Annotated in this window: 11 protein-coding genes; 9 read left to right on the top strand and 2 right to left on the bottom strand. The window is 61.3% G+C overall.

Translation table 11 applies throughout. The annotated features are described in order from the left end of the window. Nucleotides 1-13: 13 nt before the first annotated feature. On the top strand, nt 14-1390 hold the full coding sequence (gene hslU, locus XaFJ1_RS12520) for an ATP-dependent protease ATPase subunit HslU (protein ID WP_012917047.1): 1377 nt from the start codon (nt 14-16) through the stop codon (nt 1388-1390). Between the two features lie 157 nt (nt 1391-1547). Here hslU and XaFJ1_RS12515 read toward each other — a convergent pair whose 3' ends face one another. Beyond that, a complete protein-coding gene (locus XaFJ1_RS12515; protein ID WP_012917046.1) occupies nt 1548-2915 on the bottom strand; it encodes a DUF2252 domain-containing protein in 1368 nt (455 codons plus the stop codon). A gap of 367 nt (nt 2916-3282) precedes the next feature. On the opposite strand from XaFJ1_RS12515, the gene ubiE reads away from it, so the two are divergent. The 8 genes from ubiE to XaFJ1_RS12475 all read left to right on the top strand — a co-directional run bounded on the left by ubiE (nt 3283) and on the right by XaFJ1_RS12475 (nt 10734). Continuing rightward, nucleotides 3283-4044 carry a bifunctional demethylmenaquinone methyltransferase/2-methoxy-6-polyprenyl-1,4-benzoquinol methylase UbiE gene (gene ubiE, locus XaFJ1_RS12510; protein WP_045757392.1) on the top strand — a complete coding sequence of 254 codons (762 nt, stop codon included), beginning with the start codon at nt 3283-3285 and terminating at the stop codon, nt 4042-4044. Between the two features lie 414 nt (nt 4045-4458). Next, nucleotides 4459-5046: a hypothetical protein gene (locus XaFJ1_RS12505; protein WP_012917044.1), complete on the top strand. Its 588-nt coding sequence runs from the start codon at nt 4459-4461 to the stop codon at nt 5044-5046. Then, the gene (locus tag XaFJ1_RS12500; protein WP_012917043.1) at nt 5043-5759 is read left to right on the top strand and encodes an isopentenyl transferase family protein; all 717 of its coding nucleotides are present in this window, start codon (nt 5043-5045) and stop codon (nt 5757-5759) included. The genes XaFJ1_RS12505 and XaFJ1_RS12500 overlap by 4 nt, the downstream gene beginning before the upstream one ends. Before the next feature lie 85 nt (nt 5760-5844). After that, nucleotides 5845-7773 (top strand): M1 family metallopeptidase, encoded by a 1929-nt coding sequence (locus XaFJ1_RS12495; RefSeq protein ID WP_045757001.1) that lies wholly within the window; start codon nt 5845-5847, stop codon nt 7771-7773. Between the two features lie 230 nt (nt 7774-8003). Further along, nucleotides 8004-8354 (top strand): cupin domain-containing protein, encoded by a 351-nt coding sequence (locus XaFJ1_RS12490; RefSeq protein WP_012917041.1) that lies wholly within the window; start codon nt 8004-8006, stop codon nt 8352-8354. A 33-nt stretch (nt 8355-8387) separates the two neighbouring features. Beyond that, nucleotides 8388-9377 carry an alpha/beta fold hydrolase gene (locus tag XaFJ1_RS12485; RefSeq protein WP_012917040.1) on the top strand — a complete coding sequence of 330 codons (990 nt, stop codon included), beginning with the start codon at nt 8388-8390 and terminating at the stop codon, nt 9375-9377. Continuing rightward, nucleotides 9374-10093 carry a hypothetical protein gene (locus tag XaFJ1_RS12480; protein WP_012917039.1) on the top strand — a complete coding sequence of 240 codons (720 nt, stop codon included), beginning with the start codon at nt 9374-9376 and terminating at the stop codon, nt 10091-10093. Before XaFJ1_RS12485 ends, XaFJ1_RS12480 begins: the two co-directional genes overlap by 4 nt. A gap of 5 nt (nt 10094-10098) precedes the next feature. Further along, nucleotides 10099-10734 carry an HAD family hydrolase gene (locus XaFJ1_RS12475; protein ID WP_012917038.1) on the top strand — a complete coding sequence of 212 codons (636 nt, stop codon included), beginning with the start codon at nt 10099-10101 and terminating at the stop codon, nt 10732-10734. A gap of 293 nt (nt 10735-11027) precedes the next feature. Here the strand turns inward: XaFJ1_RS12475 and XaFJ1_RS12470 are convergent, their stop codons facing one another. Next, nucleotides 11028-13142 (bottom strand): peptidase domain-containing ABC transporter, encoded by a 2115-nt coding sequence (locus XaFJ1_RS12470; protein ID WP_012917037.1) that lies wholly within the window; start codon nt 13140-13142, stop codon nt 11028-11030. Between the last annotated feature and the right edge of the window lie 56 nt (nt 13143-13198).

Below are 13198 nucleotides of genomic sequence, written 5' to 3'. Positions count from 1 at the left end.
CGTGAGTATATCCATGTCGCACAAGATCGAATCCTCCTCCGCCACCATGACCCCGCGCGAGATCGTGCAGGAGTTGGACCGCCACATCGTCGGTCAGCACGACGCCAAGCGCGCGGTGGCGATCGCGCTGCGCAACCGTTGGCGGCGCATGCAGTTACCCGACGCGATGCGCGATGAAGTGATGCCCAAGAATATCTTGATGATCGGCCCCACCGGCGTCGGCAAGACCGAGATCGCGCGGCGTCTGGCGACGTTGGCCAATGCGCCGTTCGTCAAGGTCGAGGCGACGCGCTTCACCGAAGTTGGCTACGTGGGCAAGGACGTGGAGCAGATCGTGCGCGATCTGGCCGATACCGCAGTCAAACTGTATCGCGAGCAGGCCAAGACCCGCGTGCGTACCCAGGCGGAGGAACGTGCCGAAGAACGCATCCTGGATGCGCTGTTGCCGCGGCGCAGCGTCGGCATCGGCTTCGATCCGGACGCTGTGCGCCAGGAGCCTTCGGCGCAGGACAGCGACACGCGCAGCAAGTTCCGGCGCATGTTGCACGCCGGAGAACTGGACGAGCGCGAGATCGAACTGGACGTGCCGATCAATGTCAGCATGGACATCATGACCCCGCCGGGTATGGAGGAGATGGGGCAGCAGTTGCGGCACATGTTTTCCAACCTCGGCGGCGGCAAGTCGCAGTCGCGCAGGCTCACCATCAAGGCCGCGCGGCCGCTGCTGATCGAGGAAGAAGCCGGCAAGCTGGTCAACGAGGACGATGTGCGTGCCGCTGCGATCGATGCCTGTGAGCAGCATGGCATCGTGTTTATCGACGAGATCGACAAGGTTGCCAAGCGCGGCGAAGCTGGCGCGTCCGGCGGCGACGTCTCGCGCGAGGGAGTGCAGCGCGATCTGCTGCCGCTGGTGGAAGGCTCCAACGTCAGCACCAAGTACGGCACGGTCAGGACCGACCACATCCTGTTCATCGCTTCTGGTGCGTTCCATCTGGCCAAGCCCAGCGATTTGATTCCGGAACTGCAAGGCCGTTTCCCGATCCGGGTGGAGTTGTCGGCGTTGTCCAAGGACGATTTCATTCGCATCCTCACCGAGCCTAAGGCGGCGCTGATCAAGCAATACGAGGCCTTGTTGCTGACCGAGGGCGTGAGCCTGAGCTTCAGCGACGATGCGATCGTCCGTCTTGCCGAAATCGCGTTCCTGGTTAACGAGCGTCAGGAGAACATCGGTGCGCGGCGTTTGCATACCGTACTCGAGCGCCTGCTCGACAGCCTGAGCTATGAAGCGCCCGACCGCGACGGCGAGAGTGTCACCGTGGATGCCGGCTATGTCGACGCACGCCTGAGCGAACTGGTGCAAGACCCGGATCTGAGTCGGTACATCCTGTAAGCGCGTCGTGGCCGAAGCCGCGGCACACAGTCGCAAGAACGCCTGTTGCGACTGTGTGCGATGCTGCCCGCTGTCGGGCAGTGCGGGCAGATCCGATTGCGATGCATCTCGCCGATCCCAGGCGTTTGCATCGCGACACCGCCGTGCAGGTGCGGAATCAGTACAGCGGTGTCCCTGCCTTGTACGCGGCCACGAAGGATTGCCAATCCATTTGCACCTGTGCGGCATAATCGAATGCGAACCGGCGCAGCTCCCACTTCAGTCCGCTTGTGCTGGTCACGGCTTTGTCGATTTGCTTGTCGATGCTGTATGGCGCCACCCATGGGTTGTAGTCCCGGTCGGCCAGCGCGTGCGCCGAGGCTAGTGCCTGGCCCACATAGGTCGCTGCGGTGACGAGCGTGTCGGCGCTGTTCAGCACGCTCGGGTCGAAGTCTTCCTGGAACGGCGATTTTTCATGCACGTAGAACGGGGTGCCGTTGACCCGGGTGTAGCCGATTAACACATCGGCAGCGATGGTCTGTGCTTTGGCGGTAAGCGCCACGCGCGCGCCTTCGTTGTTGCCATAGGTGAAGGCGGGCATCTGCCATGGCGGCGTGGCGATCGCCACCGCACTGGTTGCTTCCTGCTTCCATTCCAGGATCACATCATCGTCGGTGGACGTCGTGGGGCCTTCGATCAGCACGTACAGACGCAGTCGGCCCAGGCTGCCGACGCCAGACCCCAGCTTCTGATGCACGTCCTTGATCGTGTAGTAGCTGGATGGATAACGTTTGGAGACGGCGATCGAGTCGATGTAGCCATGCATCGCCGCTGCGACTCCCGCAACGGTGGCATTGTCCACGGCGACCAGATCTTTCAGGGTCTGGAACGTGCGCTTGCCGCCGCTGACCTCGGTGTACTTGGACAGTAATTTATCGCGGCTCTTGCCATCGGCCTTTTCGATGATCTTGGCGACGGCGCCGCTGGTGTTGTCCTTGGTCAACTGAAAGGTCTTTTCCGCATCGCTGCGACTGAACTGGCGCATTTTGTCCATGTAGGCGCCGACCATGGTGTCGATCGCATCGCCGATGTCGCTGTCGGACAAGCCGTTGTCGCGCCCGGCCAGCACCATGCTCGCCGCCAGCCGGCGCAGGTCCCAGATGTATTGGCCGAGATGACCTTCGTCGAAGTCGGAGACCTTGAAGACGGCCACGCCGTTGCTGTCGCGTGCGGCATCGAAGTTGTTGATGTGGGCATCGCCGCTGAGCCAGGTGTAGCCAGTCTGCGGGGAGGTCCAGGGCGAACACGGCAAGCGCTTCATGTCGTGATAGAAGATGGTGTCGGTGCCGCGGTAGAAGGCGTAGGCGCTGCCTGCCATCTTCGCCATCTTGGTATCCAGTTCGCCGTGTTGCGCAGCATAGGGGTGGTTGTCGTTGTAAATCTCCTGCACGACCCAGGCGTCGCGTTTGCTCGCCGCCAGCGCATCGCAACTGCTTGTAGCGAGGGTCATGCCGATGAATAAACACAATGGTAGGTGGGTGGACATCTTGGATCTCCAAGCGTGTACAGTGAAACCCATTCGATCATGCCGGGATTGCCTACGGATGAATCTCGTGTGTCTGCGTCGGTGCTTGCCGCGCTCGGGCATTGCAAAGTGAGAGGCGGTTTGGGCGATGTTCAGCGGTACGACGCGCAGCGGTCGTACAGGCGTGATGGCGATCATCCACAGGGCTCGTGTTCCATCACGCAAATCGGACTATAGGTTTGCATCACATGACGTCCTGAATGGTCAGGAATCCCAGTGTCGGCAAGTGCGCCAGTGTGGTCCGTCTCACATCCGCTGGATCGCCGAGGTGCGGATCGTGCCCGCGCCACTACCACCACATAACGGCTGGCAGTGCGATAATCTCGGCATGAGCGAATCTCCTTACACGACTGGTACGACCCATTTCGGTTTCCGCGACGTTGCCGCCAAGGACAAGCAAAAGCTGGTCGGCGACGTGTTCACTTCGGTCGCCGGTAATTACGATCTGATGAACGATCTGATGAGTCTGGGCATTCATCGGGTGTGGAAGCGCTATTTCGTGGCTACTGCCCAGGTCAAACCGGGCGACCGCGTCCTCGATCTGGCTGGTGGCACTGGCGATATCGCCGCGCTGCTCAAGGAGCGCGTCGGCAGCGACGGTGCGGTGGTGCTAGGCGACATCAACGCCGGCATGTTGTCGGTGGGTCGTGACCGGCTTACCAACCGTGGCCTGGTGGCTGGCCTGGATTATGTGCAATGCAATGCCGAGGCGCTGCCGTTCCCGGATCAGTGCTTCGATCTGGTCACCATCGCCTTCGGTCTGCGCAACGTGACCGACAAGGACGCGGCGTTACGCGAGATGTACCGTGTCCTCAAGGTTGGCGGACAAGCGCGGGTGCTGGAATTTTCCGAGGTCACCGTCGACTGGTTCAAGCCGCTCTACGACTTCCATTCATTCAAGGTGCTGCCGCGGCTAGGCAAGTTGTTCGCCAAGGATGCCGAGAGCTACCAGTACCTGGCGGAAAGTATTCGCAAGCATCCGCCCCAGGAACCGCTGAGAGCGATGATGGAAGAGGCCGGCTTTGCCCGCAGTCACTATAAAAATCTGACTGGCGGAATCGTGGCGATTCATTCCGGCTACAAGATCTGAGGCTGTCAGTTATCTGGTAGCGGATGCGTTGCGTCGCTGTGGCATCCGCGTGAGCAGTTGTGCATCCAGAAGGCGTGCAGCGCATTGTGCTAGGCCGCCGAACTCGGCTCCACCGTTTGAGTCTTTGCGGATGCGTTGACCTACGTTTGGCCGTCTCTCGCATCGCTACGTGAATTTTTAATGTTTCTGAGTTTGCATCGGATCGACGAATGGTGCATTGTCTGGATAATTTATGCGCAATCGGTAAATTCATAAGGAATATGGAGGTTGTCGCGAGATTGTGAGTCGGTTCTATGATTTTGAAGCACATCATTTTTGAAAATTCGCGCCTTCGGCATGTTTTCAAGCAATTATGGCTGAGGCGTGCCGCAATACGTTTCTTCTGCCTATATTCATCGAGATGGTGGGTGACGAATGGCGATTTCTCCTGCGTGCGGTAGCTGCGATACCTTCGAATGGCTTGCGCTCATGGATGTCCTCGGTTTCGAAGATTTCGAATTCACCGTCCTGTGCGGCCAGTTAACACCGTTGATGCTGGATATGCCGCAGCCCGGCCTGCGGAAGTTCAGCCTTGCCAGCGGCAAGCGGTTTTTTTTGATATGCGATGTCGATGCGCAATCTGATCCGTGCTTCCGTCCCCACGATATCGTCTGCCTTTATTCGTCCATGCCGTTGGTGGCGGGAGACGTTTTCATTGCGCAAGCCGAGCGCTTCAATGCGCTAGTCCGGCAAGGCTTGCGGACCTGTCTTCTTTATCGGTGCGAAGGGGGAGCGCTGGGTCAGGCGCTTGAAGAGTGCACCTGCGCTGCTGTCCGGATCGAATGGGAAACACCTTATATGCACGCCGAGGAGCAACGCAGTGGTCTGATGCTGTCCTCGGGTTGGAGGACGGGAATCAGTGAGCATGCGGCCAGCTTGATCGCCAACTATATGCACACACGTGCGCGGTCGGGCGATGCGCTTGCGCAGAGGCCATGCCTGGAAGGGGTCGGGAAGCCATGAATGGTGCGCTGTATTTGATCTGGGGGCCAACCTGCAGCGGCAAGACCGCGCTCGCCGTGGCGTTGGCCGAGCAAAGTGGATGGCCGGTCATCGCGCTGGATCGCATTCAGTGCTATCCAGAACTGGCCACCGGCAGCGGACGTCCGCTGTCGTCAGAACTGCGCGGCACCCGCAGGATTTATCTCGCCTCGCGCGCGGTGCGCGAGGGCATCATCGCAGCGGATGAGGCGCACGCCTTGCTCAAGGACATGGTCGGCCGGCACAGCGCTGCTGGTGGCGTGATTCTGGAGGGCGGGTCGATTTCGCTGATCAATCGGATGATCGCCGACCCGTACTGGGCGAGCGGTTGGCAGTGGCATTCGCGCAGATTACGCCTGGGCGATCCTGCGGCGTTCCTCGATAGAGCGCTGCGCCGCGTCGAGCAGATGCTGCGCACGCACCAGGAACACCCCTCGCTGCTGGAAGAACTGGTGGCGCTATGGCCCGATCCTGCGCTGCGCCCGATCCTCGAGGATGTCGATGGGTATCGGTATGCGATCCGTTTCGCGCGACACTGGAGCTTGCCGGTCGCCGACCTGCTGTCCATGCGTGATGAAATGAAACAGCGCCTGATTCGCGGCATTGCCGAGGAATATCTTGAACATGCGCAGTGGCAGGAGCGGGATTTGCTGGCGTTGCCGGCAAGCTGGCAAGCACAGGAGTTATCGACGTAACGCGGTGGCCTGCGCCAATCGGGTACCGTAGGGCGTGCGGGCGAGGCTGGGTTAGAATCGGGTTTTGCCCGATGCGTTGGCCTGTATGCGATCACCCTTGTTGTTGACCTTGACTGTCGCGCTCGGCATGGCGGGCTGTTCCAATGAACAGGCTCCTGTCGCCGCGGCTCCCGCAACGCCTGCTGCCGCACCGCGCGTGGATCGTAGTCACGACGAGACCTCGTACGCCGAGCCGTCCAAGGTCGTCATCAAGGATCTGGCGCTGGATCTCAAGCTGGATTTCGACCACAAGCAGATCGGTGGCACCGCGACCTATACCTTGGACTGGAAGGATCGCAACGCCAAGCAATTGGTCTTGGACACCCGTGAGCTGACCATCGAGAAGGTACAGGCCGACGATGGCAAGGGCCACCTGGCGCCGCTGCAGTACACGCTGGCGCCGGTCAACGCGATCTACGGCAGCAAGCTGACGATCGAAGCGCCGAACCGGCCGCAGAAAATCACCATCGCTTACCACACCTCCGCCACTGCCTCAGGCTTGCAGTGGCTGGAACCGGCGATGACCGAAGGCAAGAAACTGCCCTTCATGTTCAGCCAATCGCAAGCCATCCACGCGCGCTCGTGGGTGCCGTTGCAGGATACCCCGAGCGTGCGCTTCACCTACAGCGCGCATGTGGTTTCGCGCCCGGATGTGATGGTGCTGATGAGCGCCGACAACGATCCGAACGCGGTGCGCGACGGCGACTACACGTTCAAGATGCCGCAGCCGATTCCGTCCTATCTGCTGGCCATCGCCGCCGGCGACCTGGTGTTCAAACCGATCTCCGCGCGCTCGGGCGTGTGGGCCGAACCGGCGATGGCCGACAAGGCGGCCAAGGAGTTCGAGGACACCGAAAAAATGATCGTCACCGCCGAGACGCTGTACGGCCCGTATCGCTGGGGCCGCTACGACATGCTGGTGTTGCCGCCGTCGTTCCCGTTCGGCGGCATGGAGAATCCGCGCCTGACCTTCGCCACGCCGACCGTGATTGTCGGCGACAAGTCGCTGGTGTCGTTGATCGCGCACGAACTGGCGCATAGCTGGTCCGGCAACTTGGTGACTAACGCCAGTTGGAAGGACATCTGGCTCAACGAAGGATTCACCACCTATGTGCAGGCGCGCATCACAGAAGCGCTGTACGGTGCCGAAGCGGCGGAGATGGAGCGCCAGATCGACCAGACCGATTTACTGGCCGATCTGAAGGGCATGCGGCCGACCGACCAGTTGCTGGCGCTGCCACCGCTGACCGAGCGCGATCCGGATGATGCGCTGAGTCAGATCGCCTATGTCAAAGGCGCTTGGTTCCTGCAATTTCTGGAGCAGCGTTTCGGTCGCGACACGTTCGATGCGTTCCTGCGCGGTTGGTTCGATGACCATGCCTTCCAGAGCGCCAACACCGACCAATTCGTCGATTATCTGAAAACCCATCTGCTGGCCAAAAAGCCCGATGCGGTGAGTGCGCAGGAGTTGCATGCGTGGCTGGACGAGCCGGGCATTCCCGCCTTCGCGCAGAAGGCGCGTTCGCGCAATTTTACGATGGTCGATACCGCACGCATCGCCTGGAGCGGGAGTGGCATCTTGCCGGGCAAGCAGATCACCGACGCCTGGAGCACGCAGGAGTGGGTACGTTTCCTCAGTGGCCTGCCGCCTGTACTCACGCTTGAACAGATCAAACAGCTCGACGCGGCCTACCATTTCACTGGCACGCCGAACGGCGAGATCGCGATGCGCTGGTACCCGCTGGCCATCCGCAGCGGCGACCTCGACGCGCGCCCGGCTGCTGGGGAGTTCATCGCCCGCATCGGTCGCCGCCGGCTGATCCTGCCGGTCTACGCGGAGCTGGTGAAGACCCCGGATGGTCTGGCGTTCGCCGAGCAAGTCTTCGCCCAGGCCAGGCCAGGTTACCACCCGATCACCACGACGTCGGTGCAGGAGATGCTGGACAAGGCCAAGACCGGCCCTGTCGCGCATTGAGCTGGGAGCACTCGCAGACGCAGGTGGGCACGCGGTGCGCCGGGGGCGATCCCGGCCGCCGGGCATTCGGGATATCCTCGGCAGTTCAGATGTCCTCATCGTCCATGCGTGCATCGCCGTCGTTCGCCAAGGCCGATCCGGCTCCCTGGAATTGGCCGTCGTGCTGGCCCGGCGCCTCCAGTGCAGGTGCGACCTAGCCGCCTTCCATCTGCCGAGGAGCACGCTCTGACATGACCGATATCTGCACCACCTCTGGCAAGCTCCTGACGCCACTGCCGGATGCCAGTGGCGGCGAAGTTTTCACCGAATTGCTCAGACGCCCCGGCTGTCGCATCGAACGCATCGTCTCGCATGGGCAAACCACTCCCCAGGAAACGCCTTACCTGCAAGCGCACGATGAATGGGTGATGGTGTTGAGCGGCCGCGCGCGCGTGGTCGTGCACGACCAGGAGGTCGCGCTTGCGCCTGGCGATGACCTGTTGATCCCGGCGCACACGCCGCATTGGGTGAGCTTCACCGACCTGGACCACGCCACCGTTTGGCTGGCGATCCATCTTGGCGAAGCCGACGCGGCCGTCTGAACGTATGTCATGTTTGTGCTTGCGGGTTTTTCCATGGCGTTGATCGCGTGGTTGCTGTGGGGTGTGTTCACCGTGCTCGCCGTGACCTTGGCGTTGTTATTGGGCGTTGTGCTGCTGTTGCGGCACAAGCCATTCCTGCTGCTGCGCCTGGAAGGCCTGCGTCAGCGCTGCGGCAGTGGGTTGCATCGGCGTCAGGCGCAGGTCGCCGGACATCGCTGGACGTATTTGCAACGCGCCGCGACCGAGCCTGCCGCGCCGACGCTATTGCTGCTGCACGGCTTCACCGGCAGCAAGGAAAACTGGCTGCCGCTGGCGCGTGCGCTGGGCACGCGCTATCACCTGATCATCCCCGATCTGCCTGGCTGGGCGGAGAGCCAGCGCATTGCCGGCGAAGATTATGGTTTCCTCGCGCAGGCCGAACGCGTCGCCGCATTCGCTGCGCACTGCGTGCGCCGTGCCGGCAGCGAGTGCGTGCTGATTGGGCATTCGATGGGCGGCGGCATTGCCGCGTTGGCTGCCGTGCTTTATCCCGCGCGATTTGACCGGGTCGGTTTGCTCAATGCGGCCGGCGTGCGTTTTGCCGACAACGCGTTCGGCCAGACGGTGCTGGAAGGTCATAACCCGTTTGCAGTGCACGATGCCGCATCGCTGCGCCGTTACATCGATACCGCTTTCCTGCTCGAACGCAGCAAGCCGCGCATCCCAGCATGGGCGGTGCCGTTGGTGGTCGCCTGGCGCCGCCGAGAAGCCGATTTCGAGCAGCAGGTACTCGCGCGGATCGGTCGCGGCGAGGAGGCGTTCCTGCCATTCGAGCAAGCCGCATTGATCCGTCAGCCGGTCTTGCTGCTGTACTGCATGCAGGATGCGGTGATCGATGCCAGCGCGCTGGCGTTGTACGCGCAGCGCCTGCCGCAGGCGATCCAGGTGATGCTGGATGGCTGCGGCCACATGTCCATTGTCGAAAAACCCAACGACGTCGCGCAGGCGATCGCAACCCTGATCCAACGAGGAACCCCACGATGAAACGTCTCCTGCTCGGTGCGCTGTGCGCTGTTGCCCTGGCCGGTTGCGGCGACCACGAAGCCGAACGTAAGGCGCAAGCCGCCGCTCAAGCGCAGGCCAAGGCGCAGGCCGCCGAGGACCTGGCCAAGCAATACGCCGCCGCCGTCGCATCCGCCAACTGGGAGTTGGCGCGGATTCACGGCGCCGCATTGCTGCAGCAGTATCCCGACTCCGCTGCCGCCGAACGCATCCGGCCCGGCTACGCCGAGGTCAAGGCCAAAGGCGAGGCCGCGCGCGAACTGCGGCGCATGCAGGCCGCCTGGCAGTATTCGCAGGTAACGGCCGGCAAGGGCGTGCAGCGCGCGGCGATGCTGTACAGCCGCGACAAGGTGGACGTGGACGGCAGCGGACCGAAACCGGTGCAACTGGTGTTTCGCGATCATCCCGAGTGGAAGCGCAGCGCCTACCTGGTGTTGCAGTCCGGCGATTTCCGTTGCGCCAACGGCTGCAAGGTGGAATTGAAGGCCGATGCCGGCGCGCCGCGTCCCGCTGCGGCGAGCCGCCCGAAGACGGACGAAGCCATCGCCATGTTCATCACCGACAACAAGGCGCTGTGGAAGCTGGCGCGCAAGACCACGGTGTTGCAGATCACCTTTCCAGTGAAGGCAGGCGGGACGCGCACGGCGGTGTTCGAGACCGGTGGGCTGGACGGCGCGCAGATGCCGGGATGGGATTGAGCCGCATGCATGCCGCCACGCCGCAGGCACAGAGATTGCGCCAAGTGCGGCATTGGGTGTTCGACATGGACGGTACACTGACTCGCGCGGTGCACGATTTCAGCTCGATTCGCCGGGCCCTGGATATTCCGCTGCAGGCCGATATCCTGCAGCATCTGGCGACATTGCCGGAAGCGCAGCGCGCCTCCAAGCATGCCTGGTTGCTCGAACACGAGCGCGCATTGGCGCAGCAAGCGATCGCCGCCAACGGTGCCGCGATGCTGCTGCGGACGCTGCATAAGGCCGATTGTCGGCTGGCCGTGCTGACCCGCAATGCGCGCGAACTGGCGCAACTGACCCTGGAAGAGATCGCACTCCACGATCTGTTCGACGCGGTGACCATCCTCGGCCGCGACGACGCCCCGCCCAAGCCGCATCCGGGCGGCCTGCTGCAGTTAGCCGAACACTGGGGCGTGGCGCCGCAGGCGATGGTGATGGTGGGCGATCACGAATACGACCTCCAATGCGGTCGCCATGCCGGGGCCGCCACGGTGTTGCTGCGTGCGGAGAATCCCTGGCCGGCGCTGGCCGATCTGCACTTCGCCGATTGCGCCGCGCTGCTGGCGTGGTGGCAGGATGCTGCGCCTGTTCCATCGGATTGAGGTGTTGACGCAAGCGCATGATTTTTCAGGAGCGACTAATTTTTCCATTTAATCTTATTGGAAAACTTCGAACATAAAAACCATGTTGTTACTAGCAATGCAAATATTGCATAAAATTTCCACCAGTCAATCAGTTTTTTGAAAGATATTAAAAATGCTAAACTGGCTAAGAAAAGGATATATTGAATGCCATTTAATTTATACATGTGCATTCCATGTTCCAAGGAAATTCAAGACAATTCAGTGCGGTGGGCGCGCTTGGAAATCGGTCATTCCACTCTTGCTGCCTGTACTCATGTACTGAAGACCTGATCTTCAAGACGTGGCATCTCCGGCGATGGTTGCGGCCTCAATTCTTGCACGATCCGTCCATGCTCCATCACCAGGACGCGTTCGGCGCTGGCAATGGTTTCAGGGCGGTGCGCCACGATCACCTTGGTCAGTTGCAAGTGCTTCACCGCCTCGTTGACCAGGCGCTCGCGGGTGACATCCAGATGGCTGGTGGCTTCGTCGAGGAAGAGCAGCTTCGGTTGCCGATACAGCGCACGCGCGAGAATAATCCGCTGCTTCTGGCCGCCCGACAAGGAGCTTCCCATGTCGCCGATCAGGCTGTGATAGCCCATCGGCATCGCCACGATGTCCTCATGCACCGCCGCCAACTGCGCCGCTGCCTCGATCCGTTCCAGGTCGAAATCCGTATCGAAGAAACCGATGTTGTCGGCGATACTGCCTGCGAACAACTGGTCGTCTTGCATCACTGCGCCGACCATCGCGCGCACATTGCGCGGGCCGAGTTTGTGCAGGTCGTGCCCGCCAATGCGGATCGTCCCAGCACTGGGCGTGAGTAACCCCAGCAATAGCTTGACCAGCGTCGTTTTACCGCAACCAGACCCGCCAATGATGGCCACCGATTCCCCCGGCACAATCGTGAAGCGACAGTCTTTGAGCACCCACGGCTCGCCATCGGCGTAGCGAAACGACAGCCCTTCCACCTCGATGCTTGGCTCGGCGGGTGGCAGCGCGTGCGGTAATGCGTGATCGTCTTCTGGCGGAGTCAACACGATATCGGCCAGCCGCTCGCCATGCAGGCGCAGCATGCGGAACTCGATCCATTTGTCGATCAACCCGCTCACGCGCATGGCGAACTGGTCCTTGTAGGCCAGGTAAGCGACCAGCATGCCGACCGAAAACACGTTGTCCAGTGCCAACCTGGCGCCGATCCAGATCACCGCGATGCGCTCCAGGCCGAACACCAACTGGCTGGCTGTGCTGAAGCCCAGAGACATGCGTGCCAGTTTCACGTCCTGATTGACGGTGTCGTTGAGCAAGTTTTCGTAAGTGGAACGACGCACCGATTCTTCACCGGCCACTTTCAAGCTTTGCATGCCACGCAGCGATTCGAGCAGATGCGTCTGTTGCTTGGCCGCGGCCACCAATTGTTGTTCGGTGCGGTCGCGCATGGGCCGATAGGCAATTGCGCGGATGCCAAGATAGAGCGCGACGGCCAGCAGCGTCACCAATGCCAACTTCCAGCTATAGACTAGCATCAACACCAGCGTCACCATCGCCATCACGCCATCGATCATCGCCTCGACAAAGCTGGTGGTGAGCGTGTGTTGAATGGTCTGCACCGAGGACATGCGCGAGGTGACGTCCCCCAGGTGCCGTTTTTCGAAAAAATCTAGCGGCAACTTGAGCAGGTGCGCGAACACGTTGCCCATCCACTGCAATCCGAGCCGGGAGGAGAGAGAGACCACCGACCAACCACGCAGCAGGCCAATGCCGACTTGCAGCAGCAGCGCCAACCCAAAACCCAGGCCGAGCACCACGAGTAAATCGCGGTCCGCCGACACCAGCACTTGGTCCACCACCCATTGCGTGTAGAACGGCGCCAGGATGACGAAGACCTGCAACGCCATCGACAACAATGCGATCTGCGACAGCGCACTCCACAGCCCACGGATGGGGCCGGTGAGTTGGCGTGCGGAAATGGAGGGTGCTGCCTTGTGCTGCTTGAACTCGGTAGTAGGCGTCAGCTCCAGTGCCACGCCGGTAAAGTGCTGGGACACTTCGCTGAGCGATAACCTGCGCTCGCCGATGGCTGGGTCGAGGATCGTCGCTTTGGTTTTGCCAACCTTGGCAAGTACCACGAAGTGGTTGAGATCCCAGTGCAGGATGCAAGGCAGGGCGAGTTGATCCAGTTGTTCCATGTCCAGCCGCAGCGGGCGGGTGGAGAAGCCCAGCGTCTGTGCAATCTGGACCAACTTGTTGAGCCTGATACCCTTGAGCGACAAGTGGAAGCGCCGCCGCAACTCGGGCAGGCCAAGTTGCATGCCATGCGCCGATGCCACCATCGCCAATGACGCCAGACCGCATTCGCTCGCTTCTGCTTGCAAAATCGCTTTCATCGCTCAGATCGCTCCAGTTTCTGAAGATGCCAATATTGGTTTTTTAAGATCATGCT

This window comes from Xanthomonas albilineans (assembly GCF_009931595.1).
Taxonomy (GTDB): Bacteria; Pseudomonadota; Gammaproteobacteria; order Xanthomonadales; family Xanthomonadaceae; genus Xanthomonas_A; species Xanthomonas_A albilineans.
This window is presented reverse-complemented; position numbering and strand designations above follow the sequence as displayed.

Coding starts and splice junctions, on each gene's coding strand:
- hslU (WP_012917047.1), top strand. CDS start 14: ATGTCGCACAAGATCGAATCCTCCTCCGCCACCATGACCCCGCGCGAG.
- XaFJ1_RS12515 (WP_012917046.1), bottom strand. CDS start 2,915: ATGTCCACCCACCTACCATTGTGTTTATTCATCGGCATGACCCTCGCT.
- ubiE (WP_045757392.1), top strand. CDS start 3,283: ATGAGCGAATCTCCTTACACGACTGGTACGACCCATTTCGGTTTCCGC.
- XaFJ1_RS12505 (WP_012917044.1), top strand. CDS start 4,459: ATGGCGATTTCTCCTGCGTGCGGTAGCTGCGATACCTTCGAATGGCTT.
- XaFJ1_RS12500 (WP_012917043.1), top strand. CDS start 5,043: ATGAATGGTGCGCTGTATTTGATCTGGGGGCCAACCTGCAGCGGCAAG.
- XaFJ1_RS12495 (WP_045757001.1), top strand. CDS start 5,845: ATGCGATCACCCTTGTTGTTGACCTTGACTGTCGCGCTCGGCATGGCG.
- XaFJ1_RS12490 (WP_012917041.1), top strand. CDS start 8,004: ATGACCGATATCTGCACCACCTCTGGCAAGCTCCTGACGCCACTGCCG.
- XaFJ1_RS12485 (WP_012917040.1), top strand. CDS start 8,388: ATGGCGTTGATCGCGTGGTTGCTGTGGGGTGTGTTCACCGTGCTCGCC.
- XaFJ1_RS12480 (WP_012917039.1), top strand. CDS start 9,374: ATGAAACGTCTCCTGCTCGGTGCGCTGTGCGCTGTTGCCCTGGCCGGT.
- XaFJ1_RS12475 (WP_012917038.1), top strand. CDS start 10,099: ATGCATGCCGCCACGCCGCAGGCACAGAGATTGCGCCAAGTGCGGCAT.
- XaFJ1_RS12470 (WP_012917037.1), bottom strand. CDS start 13,142: ATGAAAGCGATTTTGCAAGCAGAAGCGAGCGAATGCGGTCTGGCGTCA.